The 19,174-nt window shown below is 72.3% G+C and carries 16 protein-coding genes; 11 read left to right on the top strand and 5 right to left on the bottom strand.

Annotated elements, in window-relative coordinates:
- Positions 1-109: 109 nt before the first annotated feature.
- A complete protein-coding gene (locus AB0J10_RS01035) occupies positions 110-727 on the bottom strand; it encodes a MerR family transcriptional regulator (RefSeq protein WP_363056823.1) in 618 nt (205 codons plus the stop codon).
- Between the two features lie 184 nt (positions 728-911).
- Between AB0J10_RS01035 and AB0J10_RS01030 the strand changes: the two genes are divergently transcribed.
- The 4 genes from AB0J10_RS01030 to AB0J10_RS01015 all read left to right on the top strand — a co-directional run bounded on the left by AB0J10_RS01030 (position 912) and on the right by AB0J10_RS01015 (position 4,631).
- Complete coding sequence (locus tag AB0J10_RS01030) at positions 912-2,459, top strand: NAD(P)/FAD-dependent oxidoreductase (protein WP_363056420.1); 1,548 nt, start codon at positions 912-914, stop codon at positions 2,457-2,459.
- On the top strand, positions 2,456-3,415 hold the full coding sequence (locus AB0J10_RS01025; protein WP_363056418.1) for an alpha/beta hydrolase: 960 nt from the start codon (positions 2,456-2,458) through the stop codon (positions 3,413-3,415). Before AB0J10_RS01030 ends, AB0J10_RS01025 begins: the two co-directional genes overlap by 4 nt.
- Positions 3,412-4,293, top strand: a complete 882-nt coding sequence (locus AB0J10_RS01020) for an SDR family oxidoreductase (RefSeq protein ID WP_363056416.1) — start codon at positions 3,412-3,414, stop codon at positions 4,291-4,293. Before AB0J10_RS01025 ends, AB0J10_RS01020 begins: the two co-directional genes overlap by 4 nt.
- 98 nt (positions 4,294-4,391) lie before the next feature.
- Positions 4,392-4,631 carry a hypothetical protein gene (locus AB0J10_RS01015; protein ID WP_363056821.1) on the top strand — a complete coding sequence of 80 codons (240 nt, stop codon included), beginning with the start codon at positions 4,392-4,394 and terminating at the stop codon, positions 4,629-4,631.
- Positions 4,632-4,913: 282 nt separating this feature from the next.
- Here AB0J10_RS01015 and AB0J10_RS01010 read toward each other — a convergent pair whose 3' ends face one another.
- Entirely contained in the window at positions 4,914-8,411 is a 3,498-nt protein-coding gene (locus AB0J10_RS01010; RefSeq protein WP_363056414.1) for a S41 family peptidase, read from the bottom strand.
- Between the two features lie 188 nt (positions 8,412-8,599).
- Here AB0J10_RS01010 and AB0J10_RS01005 point away from each other — a divergent pair, with 188 nt between their 5' ends.
- Both AB0J10_RS01005 and AB0J10_RS01000 read left to right on the top strand, forming a co-directional pair.
- The gene (locus AB0J10_RS01005; RefSeq protein ID WP_363056412.1) at positions 8,600-9,187 is read left to right on the top strand and encodes a TetR/AcrR family transcriptional regulator; all 588 of its coding nucleotides are present in this window, start codon (positions 8,600-8,602) and stop codon (positions 9,185-9,187) included.
- Positions 9,188-9,337: 150 nt separating this feature from the next.
- The gene (locus AB0J10_RS01000) at positions 9,338-11,503 is read left to right on the top strand and encodes an MMPL family transporter (protein WP_363056410.1); all 2,166 of its coding nucleotides are present in this window, start codon (positions 9,338-9,340) and stop codon (positions 11,501-11,503) included.
- A gap of 187 nt (positions 11,504-11,690) precedes the next feature.
- Here the strand turns inward: AB0J10_RS01000 and AB0J10_RS00995 are convergent, their stop codons facing one another.
- Positions 11,691-12,056, bottom strand: a complete 366-nt coding sequence (locus AB0J10_RS00995; protein ID WP_363056408.1) for an SsgA family sporulation/cell division regulator — start codon at positions 12,054-12,056, stop codon at positions 11,691-11,693.
- 182 nt (positions 12,057-12,238) lie between these two features.
- On the opposite strand from AB0J10_RS00995, the gene AB0J10_RS00990 reads away from it, so the two are divergent.
- The 4 genes from AB0J10_RS00990 (at position 12,239) to AB0J10_RS00975 (ending at position 16,189) form a co-directional block, all read left to right on the top strand.
- Positions 12,239-13,312 carry an energy-coupling factor ABC transporter permease gene (locus AB0J10_RS00990; RefSeq protein WP_363056406.1) on the top strand — a complete coding sequence of 358 codons (1,074 nt, stop codon included), beginning with the start codon at positions 12,239-12,241 and terminating at the stop codon, positions 13,310-13,312.
- Positions 13,313-13,330: 18 nt separating this feature from the next.
- Positions 13,331-14,092 carry a cobalt ECF transporter T component CbiQ gene (gene cbiQ, locus AB0J10_RS00985; RefSeq protein ID WP_363056404.1) on the top strand — a complete coding sequence of 254 codons (762 nt, stop codon included), beginning with the start codon at positions 13,331-13,333 and terminating at the stop codon, positions 14,090-14,092.
- Positions 14,089-14,865 carry an ABC transporter ATP-binding protein gene (locus tag AB0J10_RS00980; protein WP_363056402.1) on the top strand — a complete coding sequence of 259 codons (777 nt, stop codon included), beginning with the start codon at positions 14,089-14,091 and terminating at the stop codon, positions 14,863-14,865. The genes cbiQ and AB0J10_RS00980 overlap by 4 nt, the downstream gene beginning before the upstream one ends.
- A 163-nt stretch (positions 14,866-15,028) precedes the next feature.
- On the top strand, positions 15,029-16,189 hold the full coding sequence (locus tag AB0J10_RS00975) for a serine hydrolase domain-containing protein (protein WP_363056400.1): 1,161 nt from the start codon (positions 15,029-15,031) through the stop codon (positions 16,187-16,189).
- Positions 16,190-16,337: 148 nt separating this feature from the next.
- On the opposite strand, the gene AB0J10_RS00970 is transcribed toward AB0J10_RS00975, so the two are convergent.
- Positions 16,338-17,957, bottom strand: a complete 1,620-nt coding sequence (locus AB0J10_RS00970; RefSeq protein ID WP_363056398.1) for a penicillin-binding transpeptidase domain-containing protein — start codon at positions 17,955-17,957, stop codon at positions 16,338-16,340.
- Between the two features lie 138 nt (positions 17,958-18,095).
- Here AB0J10_RS00970 and AB0J10_RS00965 point away from each other — a divergent pair, with 138 nt between their 5' ends.
- The gene (locus tag AB0J10_RS00965) at positions 18,096-18,764 is read left to right on the top strand and encodes a histone deacetylase (protein WP_363056396.1); all 669 of its coding nucleotides are present in this window, start codon (positions 18,096-18,098) and stop codon (positions 18,762-18,764) included.
- A 129-nt stretch (positions 18,765-18,893) separates the two neighbouring features.
- Here AB0J10_RS00965 and AB0J10_RS00960 read toward each other — a convergent pair whose 3' ends face one another.
- Entirely contained in the window at positions 18,894-19,049 is a 156-nt protein-coding gene (locus AB0J10_RS00960) for a DUF6131 family protein (protein ID WP_171053047.1), read from the bottom strand.
- Between the last annotated feature and the right edge of the window lie 125 nt (positions 19,050-19,174).

The following is a 19,174-nucleotide window of genomic DNA, read 5'->3' as shown; positions in this document are numbered from 1 at the left end:
GCCGCCTGTGCCCGCTCGGGCGGTGCGCCCGCGCGCGGCCGGGGCTCCACCGTGCCGGGGGAGGGCCCGGCGGGCCCGCGGTTGGCCGGCGGACGGCCGGGTCCGCCTGTCACGTGTCGCGCAGCAGGCGGTCCATCGCCATGGAGAGTTCCGCCTCCACCACGCTCTTCGCCAGCGGGCGCAGCCGCTGGGCGTCCCCCTCCGCCGCGTGGGAGCGCAGCAGTTCGACGAAGAGCGACGCCAGCGCCTCCGCGTGGCCGCGCACCTCGCGGCCCGCCGCGAGGACCGCGGAAAGGGGCACCCCCTCCTTCACCAGCGCGGAGGAGACGTCGAGCAGCCGGCGGCTGATGTGGACGATCTCGTCGCCGTCGGTGGCCAGATAGCCGAGGTCGAGCGCCGTCACGAGGTTCTCGGGGGTGACCTCGCCCTCGAAGTAGTCGGCCAGGTCCTCCGGGGTCAGCCGGACCGGCGTCTCCTCGGTCGGCTCGCCGAGGCCCAGCACCTCGCCGACGTCGCGGCCGCTGTCGAAGGCGGACGCCAGATCGGCGATTCCACTGAGGGTGTGACCGCGTTCGAGCAGGGCCGCGATGGTGCGCAGCCGGGCCAGATGGTGGGCGTCGTACCAGGCGATCCGGCCCTCCCTGCGGGGCGGGGGTATGAGTCCCCGCTCGCGGTAGAAGCGCAGGGTGCGCACCGTGATGCCGGCCTCCTCGGCCAGCTCCTCCATGCGGTACTCGCGGATTTCGCGATCCGGCCGCTGCTCGTCCGTCACGTCCGCAAGCCTATGTTGTACCGCCGGTAACTTGTTCGGTTCCACCCCTACCGCTCGGTATGCGCCAGGCTCTACCCTCCCATCGTGCCAGTGATTGCTGGCACGGTTCGGCGGAAGTCTGTCTGCGGGAGGCGGCGGCATGGACCAGCAGTGCGAGCACGTGCGAGTGGCGGTGATCGGATCCGGATTCGGCGGCCTCGGCGCCGCCGTCCGGCTGCGCCGCGAGGGGATCACCGACTTCGTCGTCCTGGAGCGGGCCGACTCGGTCGGCGGGACCTGGCGGGACAACAGCTACCCGGGCTGCGCCTGCGACGTGCCCTCCCATCTCTACTCGTTCTCGTTCGCGCCCAACCCCGACTGGCCCCGGACCTTCTCCGGGCAGGAGCACATCCGGGCGTACCTGGAGCGCGTCACCGACGTCTTCGGAATCCGCCCGCACATCCGTTTCGGTCACGACGTGCTCATGATGCGCTGGAACACGGCCGAACTGCACTGGGAGATCGAGACCTCGCGGGGCGCGTTCACCGCCGACGTCGTGGTCTCCGCGACCGGCCCGCTGTCCGACCCCAAGACGCCCGAGATCCCCGGACTCGACGGATTCCCGGGCAAGGTCTTCCACTCGGCGCGCTGGGACCACGACTACGACCTGCGCGGCAAACGGGTCGCGGTGATCGGGACCGGGGCGTCCGCGATCCAGATCGTGCCGTCGATCCAGCCCCTGGTGGCGAAACTGACCCTGTTCCAGCGCACCGCGCCCTGGGTGATGCCCCGCATGGACCGGGCGATCGGCGCCGGTGAGCGCCGGCTGCACCGGCAACTGCCGCTCACCGGGGCCGCACGCCGCGGACTGCTGTGGGGTATCCGGGAGCTGCAGGTCAGCGCGTTCACCAAGCGGCCGAAGCAGCTCGGCCTGATCGAGTCGCTGGCGAAGGCCAACATGGCCAAGTCCATCAAGGACCCGGCGCTGCGGGCGAAGCTGACGCCGTCGTACCGCATCGGCTGCAAGCGGATCCTGCTGTCCAGCGACTACTATCCTGCGCTCGCACGGCCCAACGTCGACGTCGTCGCCTCCGGACTGACCGAGGTGCGGGGCTCCACCGTCGTGTCCGCCGACGGCACGGAGGTCGAGGTCGACGCGATCGTGCTCGGCACCGGCTTCCACGTCACCGACATGCCGATCGCCGACCGGGTGGTGGGTGCGGAGGGCGTCACCCTCGCCGAGAGCTGGAAGGACGGCATGGAGTCGCTGCGCGGCGCGACCGCCGCCGGCTTCCCCAACTGGATGACGATCATCGGCCCGAACACCGGCCTCGGGAACAGCTCGATGATCCTGATGATCGAGTCCCAGCTGAACTACATGGCCGACTACCTCCGTCAACTCGACGTCCTCGGGGGACGGGTCGCGCTCGGCGCACGGCCGTCCGCCGTCCACGCATGGAACCGGCGGGTCCAGGAGCGGATGAGGCGGACCGTCTGGAACACCGGCGGATGCACCAGCTGGTACCTCGACGCGAGCGGCCGCAACACCACCATCTGGCCCGGCACGACGAGGGAGTTCCGGCGGCAGACGCGCAGGGTCGACCTCGCCGAGTACGAGGTGGTCCGCGCCCCACGCACCGCGGCGGCGGACCCGGTGGCCGGGGGCGCCGGAGCCGTCGCGGCGGCGGTGGGGGAGGAGAGCGCATGAGCCGGCTCCTCAAGAGGTTCGCGACGGCCCCGTCCCCGCCCGTCCCCGCCCGCGAACTCACCGCGGTCTCCGCCGACGGCTCCCGCCTCCACGTGGAGGTGCACGGCCCCGCCGGAGCGCCCGCCGTCGTGCTCGCCCACGGCTGGACCTGCTCCACCCACTTCTGGGCGGCGCAGATCAGGGAGTTGGCCGCCGACCACCGGGTCGTCGCCTACGACCAGCGAGGGCACGGTCGCACGCCCGCCGTCGCGAGGGCCGGGCACACCACCGAGGCGCTCGCCGACGATCTGGAGGCGGTACTCACCGCCGCGCTGGAGCCGGGCGAGCGGGCCGTGCTCGCCGGGCACTCCATGGGCGGGATGACGCTCATGGCGGCCGCCGGCCGGCCGGGGTTCGCCGAGCACGCCGCGGCCGCAGTGCTGTGCAGCACCGGCAGTTCACGGCTCGTCGCCGAGTCGCTGGTTGTGCCGATGCGGGCGGGCGGGCTCCGGACCCGACTCACCGGGGCGATCCTCGGCTCGCGCGCCCCGCTCGGACCGGTCACACCGGTCTCGAAGGGGATCCTGCGCTACGCGACGATGGGCCCGGGCACGGCGCCGGAGCGGGTCACCGAGTGCGCCCGTATCGTGCACGCCTGTCCGCGCCCGACCCGGGTGGCCTGGGCGCGTGTCCTCGCCGGGCTCGATCTCGACGCCGGGGTCCGGGAGATGAGACTGCCCACGGCCGTCGTCGCGGGCACCGCGGACCGGCTCACGCCGATCGTCCACGCCCGCGCGCTCGCCGCGTCCCTGCCCGAGTGCGTGGGACTCACCGAACTCGCCGGCATGGGGCACATGACCCCCGTGGAGGCCCCGGAGGCGGTCACCGCGGAGATCAGGAGGCTGGCGGACAACCAGCTGCGGCGGACCGCCCCAGCGCTGCCCGACGCCCGCAGGAAGCAGGAGGAGAACGCATGACCAGGGTCGGTCTCGAAGGGCAGGTCGCCGTCGTCACCGGGGCCGCCCGTGGTGTGGGCGAGTTGTTGGCCCGCAAGCTCTCCGCGCGCGGGGCGAGGATCGCGCTCGTCGGCCTGGAGCCGGACGAACTGAAGGCGGTCGCGGGGCGGTTGCACACCGAGTGCGAGCACTGGCACGCCGACGTCACCGACCACGAGGCGATGACACGCGTGGCCCGCGAGGTCAAGGAGCGCTTCGGCAAGGTCGACATCGTCGTCGCCAACGCCGGTGTGGCGTCGGGGGGTCCGTTCGCGGACTCCGACCCGGCGGCGTGGCGGCGGGTCGTCGAGGTCAATCTCATCGGGAGCGCGGTCACCTGCCGGGCCTTCCTGCCGGTCCTGATCGAGTCCCGCGGCTACTTCCTCCAGATCGCCTCGCTCGCCGCGATCACCCCGGCGCCGATGATGACGGCGTACTGCGCCTCCAAGTCGGGGGCCGAGGCCTTCGCGCACAGCCTGCGGGCCGAAGTGGGCCACAGGGGGGTGAAGGTGGGCGTCGGCTACCTGTCCTGGACCGACACGGACATGGTGCGCGGGGCCGACCAGGACGACGTGATGCGGGAGCTGCGGCAGCGGCTCCCGTGGCCGTCGAACCGCACGTACCCGCTCGGCCCCGCGGTGGACCGGATCGTCGCCGGCGTCGAACGCCGCTCCGCCCACGTCTACGCGCAGTGGTGGCTGCGCGGGATGCAGTCGGTCCGCGGATACCTGCCGGGCCTCATCGGGATCGTGGGGCAGCGGGAGATGAGGCGTTTCGCACCGCGGCTCACCGGTATCCGCACGGGGCTCGTGGGCGCCGGCGGGGCCGCTGACGAGCGGGAGCGTACGGAGCGTAACTGATCGAAATGCGCGGAATGTCCCTGCATGCCAGTCTGGTCGAGGCCCCGGGGGCCGGCCCAACGGCCCCCGTCCCCCACACCCTTCCAGGAGTGAACCAGATGGGTATCCAGGAGCAGTTCAAGGACAAGGCGGAGCAGCTCAAGGAGCAGGCGAAGCAGAAGCCCGGCACGAAGCAGGAGGCTTCGCAGCGCTCGCCGCAGCAGCGGCCGCAGCAGCGCCCCCCGCAGGAGCGAGGCCAGGAGCGTGGCCAGGAGCGCGGGCAGGAGCGCGGGCAGGAGCGTCGCCGCCCGGAGCGTGAGATGAGCGACGAGCCGATGCACCGTCGCCACGACGCCTGACGTCCGAGGCACCCGGAAGGGGCGCACCCAGTGCACGGGGTGCGCCCCTTTCCCACGGCCGATCGCCGCCGCCGGCCGTCCGGTTCCACGGCCCGGGCTCCTTGCCCGTCGTCCCGGGCGGCCGGGTTCCGCGGCCCGGCGGCAGGTTCGGTCTCCGGGTGGCCCGCTTCCGTGAGGCCCGGCGGCAGGTGCGCTCTCCGGCCCGCGATCGTCGTCGGTGCGTCGGTGCGTCGGTGCGTCGGTGCGTCGGTGCGTCGGTATGGCGGTACGGCGGTGCGGCGGTCAACGGCGCGGCGGTAGCGGAGGTCGGCGCCGGTCGGGGACGTTCGCGTAGCCCGGAGGCGTCTTGGCCGGATCCTTCGCCAGCCGGTCGAGCGCGACCTGCACCGCGGTGTCGAGGTCGGTGCGCTTGCCCTCGGCCCAGTGGAGCGGCGGGCGTTCGGCGAAGATGTCCGGCTCCACGCCGTGGTTCTCCACGGACCAGCCGTATGCCTCGAACCAGGCGGCGTTCATCGGCACCGTGATCACCGTCCCGTCCGCGAGCCGGTGTCGGCCGGTCATCCCCACCACACCGCCCCAGGTGCGCTGACCCACCACGGGACCGAGGCCCAGCAGTTTGATCGCCGCCGTGATCATGTCCCCGTCGGAGGAGGTCGCCTCGTCCGCGAGCGCCACGATCGGTCCGCGTGGGGCGTTGGAGGTGTACGAGACCGGCTGCGCGTTCCGCGTCAGGTCCCAGCCCAGGATCGTGCGGCTCAGCTGCTCGATGACCAACTCGCTGATGTGACCGCCCGCGTTGCCGCGCACGTCCACGATCAGCGACGGCCGGGACACCTCCATCCGCACATCGCGGTTGAACTGCGCCCAGCCGGAACCGCCGAGGTCCGGGATGTGGAGGTAACCGCACTCGCCGCCGCTCATCTCCCGTACGACCGCGCGCCGTTTGGCGACCCAGTCCTGATAACGCAGGGGGCGCTCGTCGATCAGCGGCACGACCGCCACCCGCCGCGGCCGGCCCTCGCCCTCGGCCGGCCGGAAGGTCAGCTCCACGGTCGTCCCGCCCGCCGCGGACAGCAGCGGGTACGGGCCGGTCACCCGGTCCACCGGACGTCCGTCGACATGGGTCAGCACGGCCCCCTCGCGAATGCCGGTGCCGGCGAGCGGGGAACGCGCCTTGGAGTCCGAGGAGTCGCCGGGCAGGATCCGCACGACGGTCCAGCCCTCCTCCCTGCGTGCCAGGTTGGCGCCGAGCAGGCCCATCGCCCGCTGGTAGTGGGGAGGCCCCTCGTTGCGGCGCGCCGGGGTGACGTAGGCGTGCGAGGTGCCCAGCTCGCCGAGCACCTCGCGGAGCAGGTCGGCGAACTCGTCGGGGGACGCGACCCGTTCGAGCAGCGGACGGTACTGGTCCAGCACCCCGCTCCAGTCGATCCCGCACATGCCCGGGTCCCAGTAGTAGTCCCGGATGAGCCGGCCGGCCTCCTCGTACGCCCCGCGCCACTCCGCGGGCGGGTCCACCTCGTGCAGGATCCGGCGCATGTCGAGGTACACCGTGGAGTCGCTGTCGCCGGACTCGGTCGCGGGCACGGCACGCAGCTCCCCGTCGTCGAAGAGCACCAGCCGGGAGCCGTCGCCGCTGACCGCGAACCAGTCGAGGTGCGCGACGAGTTCGGTCCTGCGGGCCTTGGGGATGTCGAAGTACTCCAGGGTCGGCCGGTGCGAGGGGTCGGCGGGGTTGGCGAACGTCTCGCCGAGGGCGCCCGAGATCGGCCACCGCAGCCAGACCAGACCGCCGCCCGCGACGGGGTGCAGGGACGAGTACTTGGACGCGGCCACGGGGAACGGTGTGACCCGGCTCTCCAGTCCCTCCACCTCCACCATCGCCGCGCCCTCCCCCACGTCGGCCTCGGTGGGGTCCAGCCCGCCCGCCGCGGGCCGTCCGTCGGGCAGCAGCGCGAACGGCGAGGGCGTGGCGGACGACAGCGGTACGAGGTAGGGGCGGCAGCCCAGCGGGAAGGACAGGTCGCCGGTGTGCACGTCGTACACGGGGTCGAAGCCGCGCCAGGAAAGGAAGGCCAGATAGCGGCCGTCGCGGGTGAAGACGGGGGACTCGTCCTCGAAGCGGCCGTTGGTCACGTCGACGACGGTGCGTGGGCCGGGGCCGTCGATACGGGCCATCTTGATCTGTCGCAGGGAGCGGCCGATGAACGGGTGGGACCAGGTGAGCCAGTTCCCGAGGGGGGAGAAGGCGAGATCGCGGACCGGCCCGTTGTCGGAGCGGATCAGCTCGGTGACGAGGTCCTCGACGGTGCCGGCGGTGCCGCCGGGTTCGTGGGTGGAGCCGGGGTCCGTCCCGCCGGGTTCGGCGGTGGAGCCGGCTTCCGAGCCGCCGGAAGCCCCTGTTCCGTCCGCTCCGTCCCCGGCGTCGTCGTGCCTCGGCGCCCCCGTTCCGTGCGCCCCCGTTCCGTCCGCCCCGTCGGTCGCGGACGCTTCCCCGGCGTCCCCCTCGTCCCCCGTCCTCCGCACCCGCTCCGCCCCGGTCTCCACTTCCGCCACCGCGAGGAGCAGCAGCCGCCCGTCGTGCGAAGCGATCGCGAGCCGCTCCCCGGCCGGGTCCGAGACCATCTCCAGCACCCGGCCCAGTCGGCCGGTGGCCAGTCTCCGGGGCGGCCGGTCGCCGCTGGCCCGGGGCAGGTACGCGATCTCGACGGCGTCCTCCCCGTCGGCGTCGGTGACGTACGCGACCTGTCCGCCGCCGCTGCCGAGCATCACCGGCAGCCGCACCCGGACGCCCGGGGTGTCGGCGATGGTGCGCGCCGGGCCGTCGCGGTGGGTCAGCCAGTAGAGGCTGCCGCGTACGACGACGGCACTCGCCCTGCCCGTGGTGTCCACGGAGAGCCCGTCGACGTGGCTGGCGGCCGGGACCTGGTAGCGGCGCCGTCCGGCGCGCGGGCCGCCGAGCCGGACGTCCAGCTTCCGCGGCCGGGAGTCCGGCGCCAGGTCCTCGACGATCCACAGGTCGCCTGCGCACTGGTAGACGACCCGGCTGCCGTCGCTGGAGGCGTGCCGGGCGTAGAAGGCGTCATGGTCGGTGTGGCGGCGCAGATCCGTGCCGTCGGGCAGGCACGAGTAGAGGTTCCCGACGCCCTCGTGGTCGGAGAGGAACGCGATGCGGCCGTTCACGAACATCGGGCAGTCGAGATGGCCGCCGATGTCGGCCAGCAGCCGTTCGCCGTGCAGGTAGAGGCGCCCCATCGCGCCGCCCCGGTAGCGCTTCCACCCGGCCGGTTCGTGCGGCGGCTTCCCCGTGAGCAGCAGGGTGCGGTGCTGTCCTTCGCCGCCGGCGACGGCGATGTCGGAGACCGGCCCCCAGGGGAGGCGCTTTCCCGGGTCGCCGTCCGTGGGCACCTTGTAGGCCCAGGAGAAGTAGGAGAACGGCTGGCCGTGCGAGGAGACCGCGAGGATGTTGCCGTCCGGGTCCCAGCCGCAGACCCGGGTGTCGGTCGAGCCCCAGTAGCCGAGGCGTCGTGCCGGGCCGCCGTCGACCGGTGCCAGATGGATCTCCGGGTCCAGGCTGCGCCAGGTCGTGTAGGCGATCAGGCTGCCGTCCGGGGAGAAGCGGGGGTGTCCGATCCGGGTCCGGTCGACGGTGAGCCGCCAGGCCCGGCCGGGGCTCCGGCCCGCGGGGACGAGGGGGGCGATCCAGAGATCGTCCTCGGCCGCGAAGCACAGCAAGTCGTCGTGCAGATGCGGAAAGCGGAGATACGCGACGTCTTCACTCACTCCTAAATGCTTTCCGTGTGCGGGGGGCCCGGCAACTCGTGGGGACGGACTTTCCCGTCGTCTTCGGGGTGGCCGCGACGACCCGGGCGGTGCGGTGTGGCCCGGCACACGTACGAAACGGTTTCGTTTCGTAGGCGGCGGGGGTACAGTCTTACTGTACGAAACCGTTTCGTTCGGAAGGTTGGGTCATGGCACGCAGCAGACTCACGCCCGAGCGCGAGGCCGAGCTGTACGAAGCCGTGCTCGACCTGTTGCGCGAGGTCGGTTACGACGCCCTCACCATGGACGCCGTGGCCGCCCGCACCCGCTCCAGCAAGGCCACCCTCTACCGCCAGTGGGGGAGCAAGCCCGAGCTGGTCGCCATGTCGTTGCGGCACAGCAAGCCGGTGGACATCTCCCGGATCGACACCGGCAGTCTGCGCGGCGACTTCCACGAGATGGTGTCGCAGTCCGACGACTGCCAGATGGAGCGGGACACCGCGCTGATGCGCGGCCTCGCCCGGGCGGTCCACGAGAACGACGATCTGCTGCAGGCGCTGCGCGAGCTGTTCATCGAGCCGGAGATCACCGGGCTCGACGTGCTGCTGCAGCGGGCCGTCGGCCGCGGTGAGATCTCCGCGGACAACCCCGCCCTGAAGTACCTGTCGCACATGCTGGTGGGCGCGTTCGTGGCCCATCCGCTGATCAAGGACGAGCCCATGTGCCAGGGCTTCCTGCACGGGTACCTGGACGCCGTCGTGCTCCCCGCCCTGGGTGTCCCCGCCGACGGCGACTGACGTCCCCTCCCTGTCCCCGCGCCGCACCCTCCCCGCTGCACCCTCCCCGCCCCGCATTCCGCAAAGCCCCACCTGACGCGCACCGCTCACGTCGTCGGGCTGGTGAAGCCTGCCCATCCGCCCCAACGACCTGACCGGGAGACCCATCTCGTGGCCACATTCCTCTACAAACTCGGACGGTTCGCCTTCCGGCGCCGACGGCTCGTTGCGTTGCTGTGGGTGGCGCTGTTCGCCCTCGCCGGCGTCGCCGCCTCCTCCGCGCCGACCGCCGCGTCCAGTTCCTTCTCCATACCGGGTACGGAGGCCCAGAAGGCCTTCGACCTGCTCGACGAGCGCTTCCCGGGCACCAGCGTCGACGGAGCGACCGCCCGCGTCGTCTTCAAGGCGCCCGAGGGCGAGAAGATGACGGACCCCGCAAACCGGGCCGAGGTCGAGAAGGCCGTCGCCGCACTCGAGTCCGGTTCGGACCAGGTCGCCTCGGTCGTCGACCCGTACCGGGCCAAGGCGATCAGCCGGGACGGAACCATCGCCTACACCCAGGTCTCCTACAAGGTCAGCGGCATGGAGCTGGCCGAGAAGGACCGCGAGGCCCTCACCGAGGCAGGTGAGAAGGCCGAGGGCGCCGGGCTGACCGTCGAGATCGGCGGCGACGCACTGCAGGCCGCCCCCGAGACCGGCGCGTCCGAGGTCATCGGCGTCGGCGTCGCCGCGGTGGTCCTCGTGATCACCTTCGGCTCGCTGGTCGCGGCCGGTCTGCCGCTGCTCACCGCCATCATCGGCGTCGGCATCGGCGTCTCCACCATCACGGCGCTCGCGAGCACCCTCGACCTGGGCTCCACCACGGCCACCCTGGCCACGATGATCGGTCTCGCCGTCGGCATCGACTACGCGCTCTTCATCGTCTCCCGCTACCGGGCCGAGCTGGCCGAGGGGCGCGACCACGAGGAGGCCGCGGGACGGGCCACCGGCACGGCCGGCTCCGCCGTCGTCTTCGCCGGACTGACCGTGGTCATCGCCCTCGTCGGCCTGGCCGTCGTCAACATCCCCATGCTGAGCAAGATGGGCTTCGCGGCCGCCGGTACCGTCGCCATCGCCGTGCTCATCGCCCTCACCCTGATCCCGGCCCTGCTCGGCTTCGCCGGCAGGCGGGTGCTGGGCCGCAAGGCGCGCAAGCTGACCGCGCAGGCGGGCGACAAGCCCAACATGGGCACTCGGTGGGCCCGGTTCGTGCTGCGCCGCCCGGTCGCCGTGCTGCTCGCCGGAGTCGTGGGTCTCGGCGCCGTGGCCGTGCCGGCCGCCTCGCTCGAGATGGGGCTGCCGGACGACGGTTCCCAGCCCACCAGCACCACCCAGCGCAAGGCATACGACCTGCTCTCCGAAGGCTTCGGCCCCGGCTTCAACGGGCCGCTGCTCATCGTCGTCGACGGCGACAAGGCCGCCGCGGACCGCACGGCGAAGGAGATCGCGGGGCTCGACGGCGTCGCGGCCGTCACCCCGGCCACGTACAACAAGGCCGGCGACACGGCGATGATCACGGTGATCCCGGAGGACCGGCCCAGCTCCACGGAGACCGAGGACCTCGTCCACACGATCCGCGAGACCAGCGGCGACAACGTGCACGTCACCGGTGCCACGGCGATGAACATCGACTTCTCGCAGCGGATGAACGACGCGCTGGTGCCCTATCTGGCGCTGGTCGTCGGTCTGGCCTTCCTGCTGCTGATGGTGGTCTTCCGGTCCGTCCTCGTGCCCCTGAAGGCGGCACTCGGCTTCCTGCTCTCGGTGGTCGCCGCCCTCGGTGCGGTTGTCGCGGTCTTCCAGTGGGGCTGGCTCGGCTCGCTGTTCGGCGTCGAGCAGACCGGCCCGATCATGTCGATGATGCCGATCTTCATGGTGGGTGTCGTCTTCGGTCTCGCCATGGACTACGAGGTGTTCCTGGTGACGCGGATGCGCGAGGCGTTCGTGCACGGCGAGCGGCCCGGCCAGGCGATCGTCACCGGTTTCCGGCACGGTGCCCGGGTGGTCACCGCCGCCGCGGTGATCATGATCGCGGTGTTCGCGGGCTTCATCGGCTCCAGCGAGCAGATGGTGAAGATGATCGGCTTCGGTCTCGCCATCGCGGTCTTCTTCGACGCCTTCGTGGTCCGGATGGCGATCGTGCCGGCGGTGCTCGCACTGCTGGGCGGCAAGGCCTGGTGGCTGCCGCGCTGGCTGGACCGCGTGCTGCCGAGCGTGGACGTCGAGGGCGAGAAGCTGGGTGGCGCGGACGACCCGGCGGGTGGCGGAGGCAAGGAGCGGGAACTGGTCGGCGCCTGAGCGCCCGCCCGGACCGGTGTGTGGCACGTCCACGGCCGGCCCGGGCATCGCCCGGGTCCGCCCGGCGCGTGGCGCCTGCTCGGCCGGACGTGGTCCCGGGCGGGTCCGGGGCGCGAGAACGAACGGGCGCCCACCGGTCGTCGGCCGGTGGGCGCCCGTGAGCCGGCAGGCGCGGTGGCCGCGTCCGTCACACCCTGGTGGCGGGAGCGGCCGCTTCCGCGTGGGTGCGGCGCAGGAAGCGTACGAGGGGGCGGGTGTCGAACTGGATCACCGCCACACCGTCCGGTGAGTGGAACTCGACGACCACCTGGGCGCGGCCGCACGGCCAGACGGCGACCGGACCGCGACGCGCGGGAGCGCGCAGCCCCGTCTCCAGCAGTTCGCGGCGGAACGCCCATTCGACGCCGCTCGGGAAGACGCACCGCACGGCGTCGGGGTCCGTTCCGGGCGCGTAGCGGAGGGCCACGGGCACCGATCGGTAGTGAGGGGCGTCGTTGATGATCCGGGCCTTCGCATGCTCTTCGACAGAGGGGCTCTCGACACTGTGGGACATCGGACGCTCCTCACCTTTGGTTCTCTTTGTCATCCAATGTCGCATATTTTCCATCGAAAGACCTGGGCGCCTTGCTTGCATCTGCAGATGGGGCACACTTGCAAGGAGTTCGCAACAGGGCGCATCATCGGACGGTTGACCAGCCAGGCCGATGTGGTCTGCCCCCGGAAGCGGAGCCCTCCATGCATGTCCCCGACGGATTCATCAATGTCCCCGTCTCCGCGGCGGCCGGGGTCGTCGCCGCCGGTGCCGTGGCCGTGAGCCTGCGCGGTGCCCGGCGGGAGCTCGGGAGTGCCACCCACGCCGGCGGCCACGGGGTCGACCGGACCGCACCGCTCGCGGGGCTCGTCGCCGCCTTCGTCTTCGCCGTCCAGATGCTCAACTTCCCGGTCGCGGCCGGGACCAGCGGCCATCTGCTGGGCGGGGCGCTGGCGGCGATCCTCGTCGGGCCGTACACGGGGGTGCTGTGCATCTCCGTCGTACTGCTGCTGCAGGGCGTGCTCTTCGCGGACGGCGGTCTGACGGCGCTCGGCGTCAACATCCTGCTCATGGGCGTGGTCACGGTCGTCGTCGCCTACACCCTGTTCCGTGCGCTGATACGGATGCTGCCGAAGAAGCGCAGGTCGGTGACGGTCGCCACGTTCCTCGCCGCCCTGGTGTCCGTGCCGGCGTCCGCCGTGGCCTTCACACTCCTCTACGCGCTCGGCGGCACGACCGACGTGCCGATCGGCACGGTCCTCGGCGCCATGACCGGGGTCCACATCCTCATCGGCATCGGCGAGGCCGCCATCACCGCGGCGACCGTCGGCGCCGTCCTCGCCGTGCGGCCGGACCTCGTACACGGTGCCCGCGGGCTGTCGGCGCCGCTCAAGCTGCGTGTGGACGGTGAACTGGTCGACGCGCGGCCCGAGTCGGCGCCGGCCCCCGTCGGCTCACCGCGCCCGGTGCTGTTCGCGGGCCTCGTGATCTCCCTGGTCCTCGCCGGGTTCGTCTCCTTCTACGCCTCCGCCGACCCCGACGGACTGGAGCGGGTCGCCGCCGACAAGGGCATCGACGAGAAGGTGGAGGACCACGCCACCGCCGACTCCCCGCTCGCCGACTACGGCGTCGGCGGCGTCGAGAACGCGCGGGTCTCCGGCGGCCTGGCGGGAGTGATCGGCGTCGGAGCCACGCTGGTGGTGGGCACGGGTGTGTTCATCGTCGTCCGCCGCCGCGGCGACAACGCCGGGGCCGCGAAGGAAACCGTACGGGGCTGAGGAAGCGGAAGCGGGAGAATGAGCACTGGCCACGCCCACAAGCTGTACCGGCACGGTGAGTCGCCGGTCCACCGGCTGCCGTCGCACTGCAAGATCGCCGCCGCCCTCTGCTTCGTGCTGGTGGTGGTCTCCACCCCGCGCGAGGCGGTCTGGGCCTTCGGCCTGTACGCGCTGCTGCTGGCCCTGGTCGCCGCGGCGGCCCGGATCCCGGCGGGCTTCGTACTGCGCCGGCTGGTGATCGAGATCCCGTTCGTCGCCTTCGCGCTGCTCATGCCGTTCGTGGTGCCGGGCGAACGCACCGAATGGCTCGGCATCTCCCTCTCCGTGCCCGGACTGTGGGGCGCCTGGAACATCCTCGCCAAGGGGACGCTGGGCGTCGCCACCTCCGTCCTCCTCGCCTCGACCACCGAGCTGCGGTCCCTGCTCCTCGGAATGCAGCGGCTGAGGATGCCGCCGCTGATGGTGCAGATCGCGTCCTTCATGATCCGCTACGGCGACGTCATCGCCGACGAGATGCGGCGGATGTCCGTCGCCCGGCGCTCGCGCGGGTTCGAGGCCCGCGGGGTGCGCCACTGGGGTGTGCTCGCCAAGTCCGCGGGTGCGCTCTTCATCCGCTCCTACGAGCGCGGCGAGCGGGTGCACCTGGCGATGGTCAGCCGCGGCTACACCGGCACCATGCCCGTCATCGACGAGGTGACCGCGTCCCGGGCGCAGTGGGCGTACGCCGCCGCCCTCCCGTTCTCGGCGCTCGCCGTCTGTCTGCTTGGCTGGACCCTATGACCTCGCTCCCCCCGGCAGCCGCCGTCCCGCCGTCCCTCGACGTCCGAGGGCTGGCGTACGCGTACCCCGACGGCCACCAGGCCCTCTTCGGCGTCGATCTGACCGTCGGCCGCGGCGAGCGCGTCGCCCTGCTCGGCCCCAACGGTGCCGGCAAGACCACCCTCGTCCTCCACCTCAACGGCATCCTCGCCGGCGGTGCCGGCACGGTCGCCGTCGCCGGGCTGCCCGTCGGCCGGCAGCACATGGCAGAGATCCGGCGGAAGGTCGGCATCGTCTTCCAGGACCCGGACGACCAGTTGTTCATGCCGACCGTCCGGGAGGACGTCGCCTTCGGTCCGGCGGCGGCCGGGCTGCGCGGGGAGGAGCTGGAGAGGCGGGTCCGCACGGCGCTCGACCGGGTGGGGATGTCGGACTACCTGGAGCGGCCGCCACACCACCTCTCCTTCGGACAGCGGCGCCGGGTGGCGGTCGCGACCGTCCTCGCCATGGAGCCGGAGATCCTCGTCCTCGACGAACCCTCGTCCAATCTGGATCCGGCGTCCCGTCGTGAACTCGCCGACATCCTGCGCTCGTTGGACGTCACCGTCCTGATGGTCACGCACGATCTGCCGTACGCCCTGGAGCTGTGCCCGCGTTCGGTGATCCTCAGTGAGGGCGTGATCGCCGCCGACGGGCGCACCCAGGACCTGCTCGCCGATCCCGACCTGATGCGCGCGCACCGGCTCGAGCTGCCCTTCGGCTTCGATCCCCGGGCAGTGACGACGGGCGCGTGAGCGTGCGGCGGGCTCCCGGGGCCCGCCGCACCGGCCCGGCATCGCAGGCGGCGTCCGACGCCCGCCCCGCCGGCCCGGGGCCGACCCGGAATTCCGGTCACGTCCCGGCACGTTGCACCATGGTGGGGCTAGGGGCAGGCCGGAACAGCAGGGAGAGGTGGACGTGGACGTCCAGGGCACGGTTGCGGAAGGCTTCGAGCCCGTCCGGGACGCGTTCATACGCAACTTCGAGGCGCGCGGAGAGCGCGGCGCCGCCGTAGCCGTCTACAAGGACGGAGTGAAGGTCGTCGACCTCTGGGGCGGCACCCGGGACGTGGACGGCGCCGAGCCGTGGGCCGTGGATACCGCGCAGGTCGTCCGCTCGGCCACCAAGGGCTTCGCCGCCGCCGTACCGCTGCTGCTGCACCAGCGCGGACAGCTCGACCTGGACGCCCCCGTCGGCACGTACTGGCCGGAGTTCAAGGCCGCGGGCAAGGAACGCGCGCTCGTACGGCATCTGCTGTCCCACCGGGCCGGAGTGCCCGCGCTCGACCGGCCGCTCACCCCGGCGGAGGCCGCCGACGGCACGACCGGGGCGCGCGCCGTCGCCGCCCAGGCCCCCGCCTGGGACCCCGGTGCCGATCACGGCTACCACGCCCAGACCTACAGCTGGCTGCTGTCGGAACTCGTACGCAGGGTCACCGGACGCACGATCGGCCGCTGGACCGCCGAGGAGATCGCCCGCCCGCTCGGCCTGGACTTCTGGATCGGCGTCCCCGACGACGAGGCCCACCGCACCGGCCGGATCGGACGGATCGAGGAACCGCCCACGGCCTCCGGCGGCGGGCTGAAACTGCGCCCCAAACGTTCCGTGGCCGAGGCGTACCGCGACCCGGACTCCCTCACCCGCCGGGCCTTCGGCGCCATCGACCCGATGCCCGACGAGAACGACCCCGCCTACCGCGCCGCCGAACTCCCCGCGTCCAACGGCGTCTCCACCGCCCGCGCTCTGGCCCGCTTCTACGCGGCGACGATCGGCGCGGTCGACGGCCACCGGCTCTTCGCCCCCGCCACGCTCACCCTCGCCCGTACCGAGGAGTCCACGGGCCCCGACCGCGTCCTCGTCGTCGGCACCCGCTTCGGCCTCGGCTACATGCTCCACGGGCCGGCCTGCCCGCTGCTGGGTCCCGGTTCCTTCGGCCACCCGGGCCGCGGCGGATCGCTCGGCTTCGCCGACCCGGAGTCCGGCACCGCCCTCGGCTACGTCACCAACGGCATGCGCAAGGGAGTCACCGCCGACCCCCGGGCGCAGGCTCTGGTCAGGGCGGTCCGCTCGGCAGCGTGATCGGCGCATGCGGCGTCATGTCGCATGGGCGGAGGTTTTCGGCTCGCATTCGACTTTCAACGGACTTGCCGCCCCCGACGCACTCGTCAAGAACGGTACCCAGCGATCCGGGCCGGGACGCATGGCGCGGCCCGGCCCCGCCCCGCCCTCAGCCGGCCTTGAGCACCGACGCCACCAGCGGCCCGGCCGCGTCGCCGCCGTGTCCGCCCGACTGCACGACCGCGGCCGCCGCCAGGTCTCCGGCGAACCCGGCGAACCAGCTGTTGGACGTGGCCTGTCCGTCCACCTCCGCGGACCCCGTCTTCGCGCCCTTGTCGCCGGGCACTCCGGCCATCGCCTGCGCGCCGGAACCCCACTGGGCGGTCGCCCGCATCATGTCCCTCAGCTGGCGCCACACCGATCCCGACAACTGCCGGTTTGCGGTGGCCAGTTCACGGCCGTCCAGCGAGCGCGGCACGATGACGGGCTGCCGGAAGCCGCCGTTCTTGGCCGTGGCGGCGACGGAGGCGACCGTCAGCGCGTTCATCTGGACCGTGCCCTGGCCGATGTACTGCGCGGCCGCCTCGCCGCCGCTGCCCTCCGGCACCGAGCCGTCGAAGGTCTGCACCCCGGTGCTCCAGTCGAGCCCGATGCCGAAGGCGTCCCGGGCCAGCTTCGACAGCGCCGTGTCGTCGTGGACGTCGTCGATCAGCTTGACGAAGGCCGTGTTGCAGGAGCGCGCGAAGCTCTGGGTGAACGTTCCGTCGGGGATGTCGAAGTGGCCCAGGTTGTGGAAGGTCCGCCCCTGGTACATCGCCTCCTTCGGGCATTCCGCCTTCCGGTCGGCGGCAGCCAGCCCCTTGTCCAGCAGGAGCGCGGCCGTCACGATCTTCATCGTCGAACCGGGCGCCTGCTGTCCTCCGAGCGCCGCGTCGAAGCCGTCCCTGCGGTTGTTGGCCACCGCGCGTATCTCTCCCGTGCTCGGCTTGATCGCGACGACCGACGCCTCGCTGTGCCGCTTCACGGCCTTCTCGGCCGCCGCCTGGACGTCCGCATCGAGCGTGGTCGGCAGCTCGCCCGGCTCTCCCTCGGACAGCGTCAGCAGGGTGGTGTCCGCGCCGTCCGGCGGGCTGATGACCAGCTCGACTCCCGCCTTGCCGCCCGCCTCGTCCCCGTACCTCTGCCGCAGTTGGTCGAGCACCGGGCCGAGCGAGGGGTACTTCTCCTTCGTCAGTTCCCTGCCCCTGCGGTCCACGGCCCTGATCGGCGGCGCGGCCGCGGGGCCCGTCTTCAGCCGTTCCTGCTTGTCGAGCTGCGGGTGGACGACGGAAGGGGCCCAGTCGACGAGCGGACGGCCGGTGGTCAGACCGCGGACGACCGTGAGCTCCGAGGTGTACGTCCAGGGCTTGCTGGCGCCCTCGTAGGACACCGTGGCGCTGACCGTGAACGGCACCTTCGGCCCGACCGGCTTGCCCTGCTTCATCGTCACCGCGCTGACGTGGGCCCCGTCGCGGAACGAGCTGAGCAGGGGCTCCGCCTCGGCGGCGTTGTTGGTGAGCTGCGCGGCCCGTGGTGCCTCCCCGGACGCCCAGGCGGCGAGGAAGTCCTCGGCGGTCGTGCGGACCTCCTCGGCACTCGGCGGACCCGAGCTCTTCGTGACGGCACCGGACCTCGACTCCGTACCGCCGTCGTCACCGCCGCTCAGGACGTTGTGGGCGCCGTACCCCACCCCGCCCGCGAACAGCACGAACACACCGCCCACGACGGCGATCCTGGCTCCACTGCGCATGCCGCAGTCCCTCCCCGTGGCCCCCCCTGAGGACCTTGAACGCGTTCAAGAGTATCCAGCGGGCACTCTACGGGACAGGAGTGAGCCAGGAGACGGGCGTTACCGGACCGTGCCGTCGTACCGGGTAGGGCAAGGGCCATGAACCGCACACGCACCATCGACACGACGACGCCGCCCGGTGATCGGTCGTCGGACACCGTCTGGTACACCGCCTACGGCTCCAACACGCATCTGGAGCGGCTGTCGCACTACCTCACCGGCGGCCGCCCGCGCGGCGCCGCGCGGACCTACCCGGGCTGCCGCGACCCCCGTCCGCCCGCGGCTTCCGTACCGGTGGAACTGCCGGGCACGCTGTACTTCGCCACCCACTCCCCGGTCTGGCGCGGCGGCCGGGCCTTCTACGACCCCGGCGAGCCCGGCACGGTCCGGGCCCGCGCGCACCTGGTGACGGCCGGGCAGTTCTCGGACCTCGTGGCCCAGGAGATGTACCGCGAGCCGGGGCGCGATCTGGACCTCTCCGAGGTGCTGGGACGCGGTAGGGCCGAACTCGGCGGCGGGCGATACGAGACGCTCGTCTGCCCGGGAGTCCTGGACGGAGTGCCCGTGCTGACCTTCACGGCCCCCTGGACCCTCCACGACGTGGAGTGGACCCGGCCGTCCGCGGCCTATCTGCGCCATCTCGTCGCGGGACTGTCGGACGCCGGCGCGTGGCCGGCGTCCGACATCGCCGCCTATCTCGCGGCCTGTCCCGGCGCCGCGGGCCACTGGACCGCCCAGGCGGTCGCGGCGCTCACGGCGGCCCGCTGACGGTGAACCCCATGGCGGTCGATGACTCGGCGGCCTGGTCGGCAAGGACTGGCCTGGTCGGCAAGGACGGGCCTGTTCGGTGAAGCGGGCCTCTTGAGTGGAGCGGTTCGTTCGGTGAAGCGGCTTTGTTCAGTAGAAGTGGCGTCGGCCGCCGACCGCGTGGCCCATCGCGCCGAGGACCCAGAGCAGGGCTCCGACGGCGACCAGGATGATTCCGATGGTCCACAGGATGTTGATGCCGGCGACCAGCCCGATGATCAGAAGGATGAGTCCGAGGATGATCATTTGGTCCTCCAGGTCGGGACCCCCACAACCCGAACCTTGCCGCTCCGGCCCGCCGCAAACGAACGGCGGGGCTGATCTTTTCGGGCCTCCTCCGACGCGGCCGCCCGGGGAGGAGTGGTCAACGA

It is taken from the genome of Streptomyces sp. NPDC049887, assembly GCF_040656535.1.
In the GTDB taxonomy this organism is placed as follows: domain Bacteria; phylum Actinomycetota; class Actinomycetes; order Streptomycetales; family Streptomycetaceae; genus Streptomyces.
Note: the sequence above shows the minus strand (reverse complement) of the source record. Positions and strands in the feature narration are given on the sequence as shown.

Bases quoted from the DNA above. Each gene is read 5' to 3' on its own strand.
- AB0J10_RS01035 (WP_363056823.1), bottom strand. From the start codon at position 727: ATGGAGGAGCTGGCCGAGGAGGCCGGCATCACGGTGCGCACCCTGCGC.
- AB0J10_RS01030 (WP_363056420.1), top strand. From the start codon at position 912: ATGGACCAGCAGTGCGAGCACGTGCGAGTGGCGGTGATCGGATCCGGA.
- AB0J10_RS01025 (WP_363056418.1), top strand. From the start codon at position 2,456: ATGAGCCGGCTCCTCAAGAGGTTCGCGACGGCCCCGTCCCCGCCCGTC.
- AB0J10_RS01020 (WP_363056416.1), top strand. From the start codon at position 3,412: ATGACCAGGGTCGGTCTCGAAGGGCAGGTCGCCGTCGTCACCGGGGCC.
- AB0J10_RS01015 (WP_363056821.1), top strand. From the start codon at position 4,392: ATGGGTATCCAGGAGCAGTTCAAGGACAAGGCGGAGCAGCTCAAGGAG.
- AB0J10_RS01005 (WP_363056412.1), top strand. From the start codon at position 8,600: ATGGCACGCAGCAGACTCACGCCCGAGCGCGAGGCCGAGCTGTACGAA.
- AB0J10_RS00995 (WP_363056408.1), bottom strand. From the start codon at position 12,056: ATGTCCCACAGTGTCGAGAGCCCCTCTGTCGAAGAGCATGCGAAGGCC.
- AB0J10_RS00990 (WP_363056406.1), top strand. From the start codon at position 12,239: ATGCATGTCCCCGACGGATTCATCAATGTCCCCGTCTCCGCGGCGGCC.
- cbiQ (WP_363056404.1), top strand. From the start codon at position 13,331: ATGAGCACTGGCCACGCCCACAAGCTGTACCGGCACGGTGAGTCGCCG.
- AB0J10_RS00980 (WP_363056402.1), top strand. From the start codon at position 14,089: ATGACCTCGCTCCCCCCGGCAGCCGCCGTCCCGCCGTCCCTCGACGTC.
- AB0J10_RS00970 (WP_363056398.1), bottom strand. From the start codon at position 17,957: ATGCGCAGTGGAGCCAGGATCGCCGTCGTGGGCGGTGTGTTCGTGCTG.
- AB0J10_RS00965 (WP_363056396.1), top strand. From the start codon at position 18,096: ATGAACCGCACACGCACCATCGACACGACGACGCCGCCCGGTGATCGG.
- AB0J10_RS00960 (WP_171053047.1), bottom strand. From the start codon at position 19,049: ATGATCATCCTCGGACTCATCCTTCTGATCATCGGGCTGGTCGCCGGC.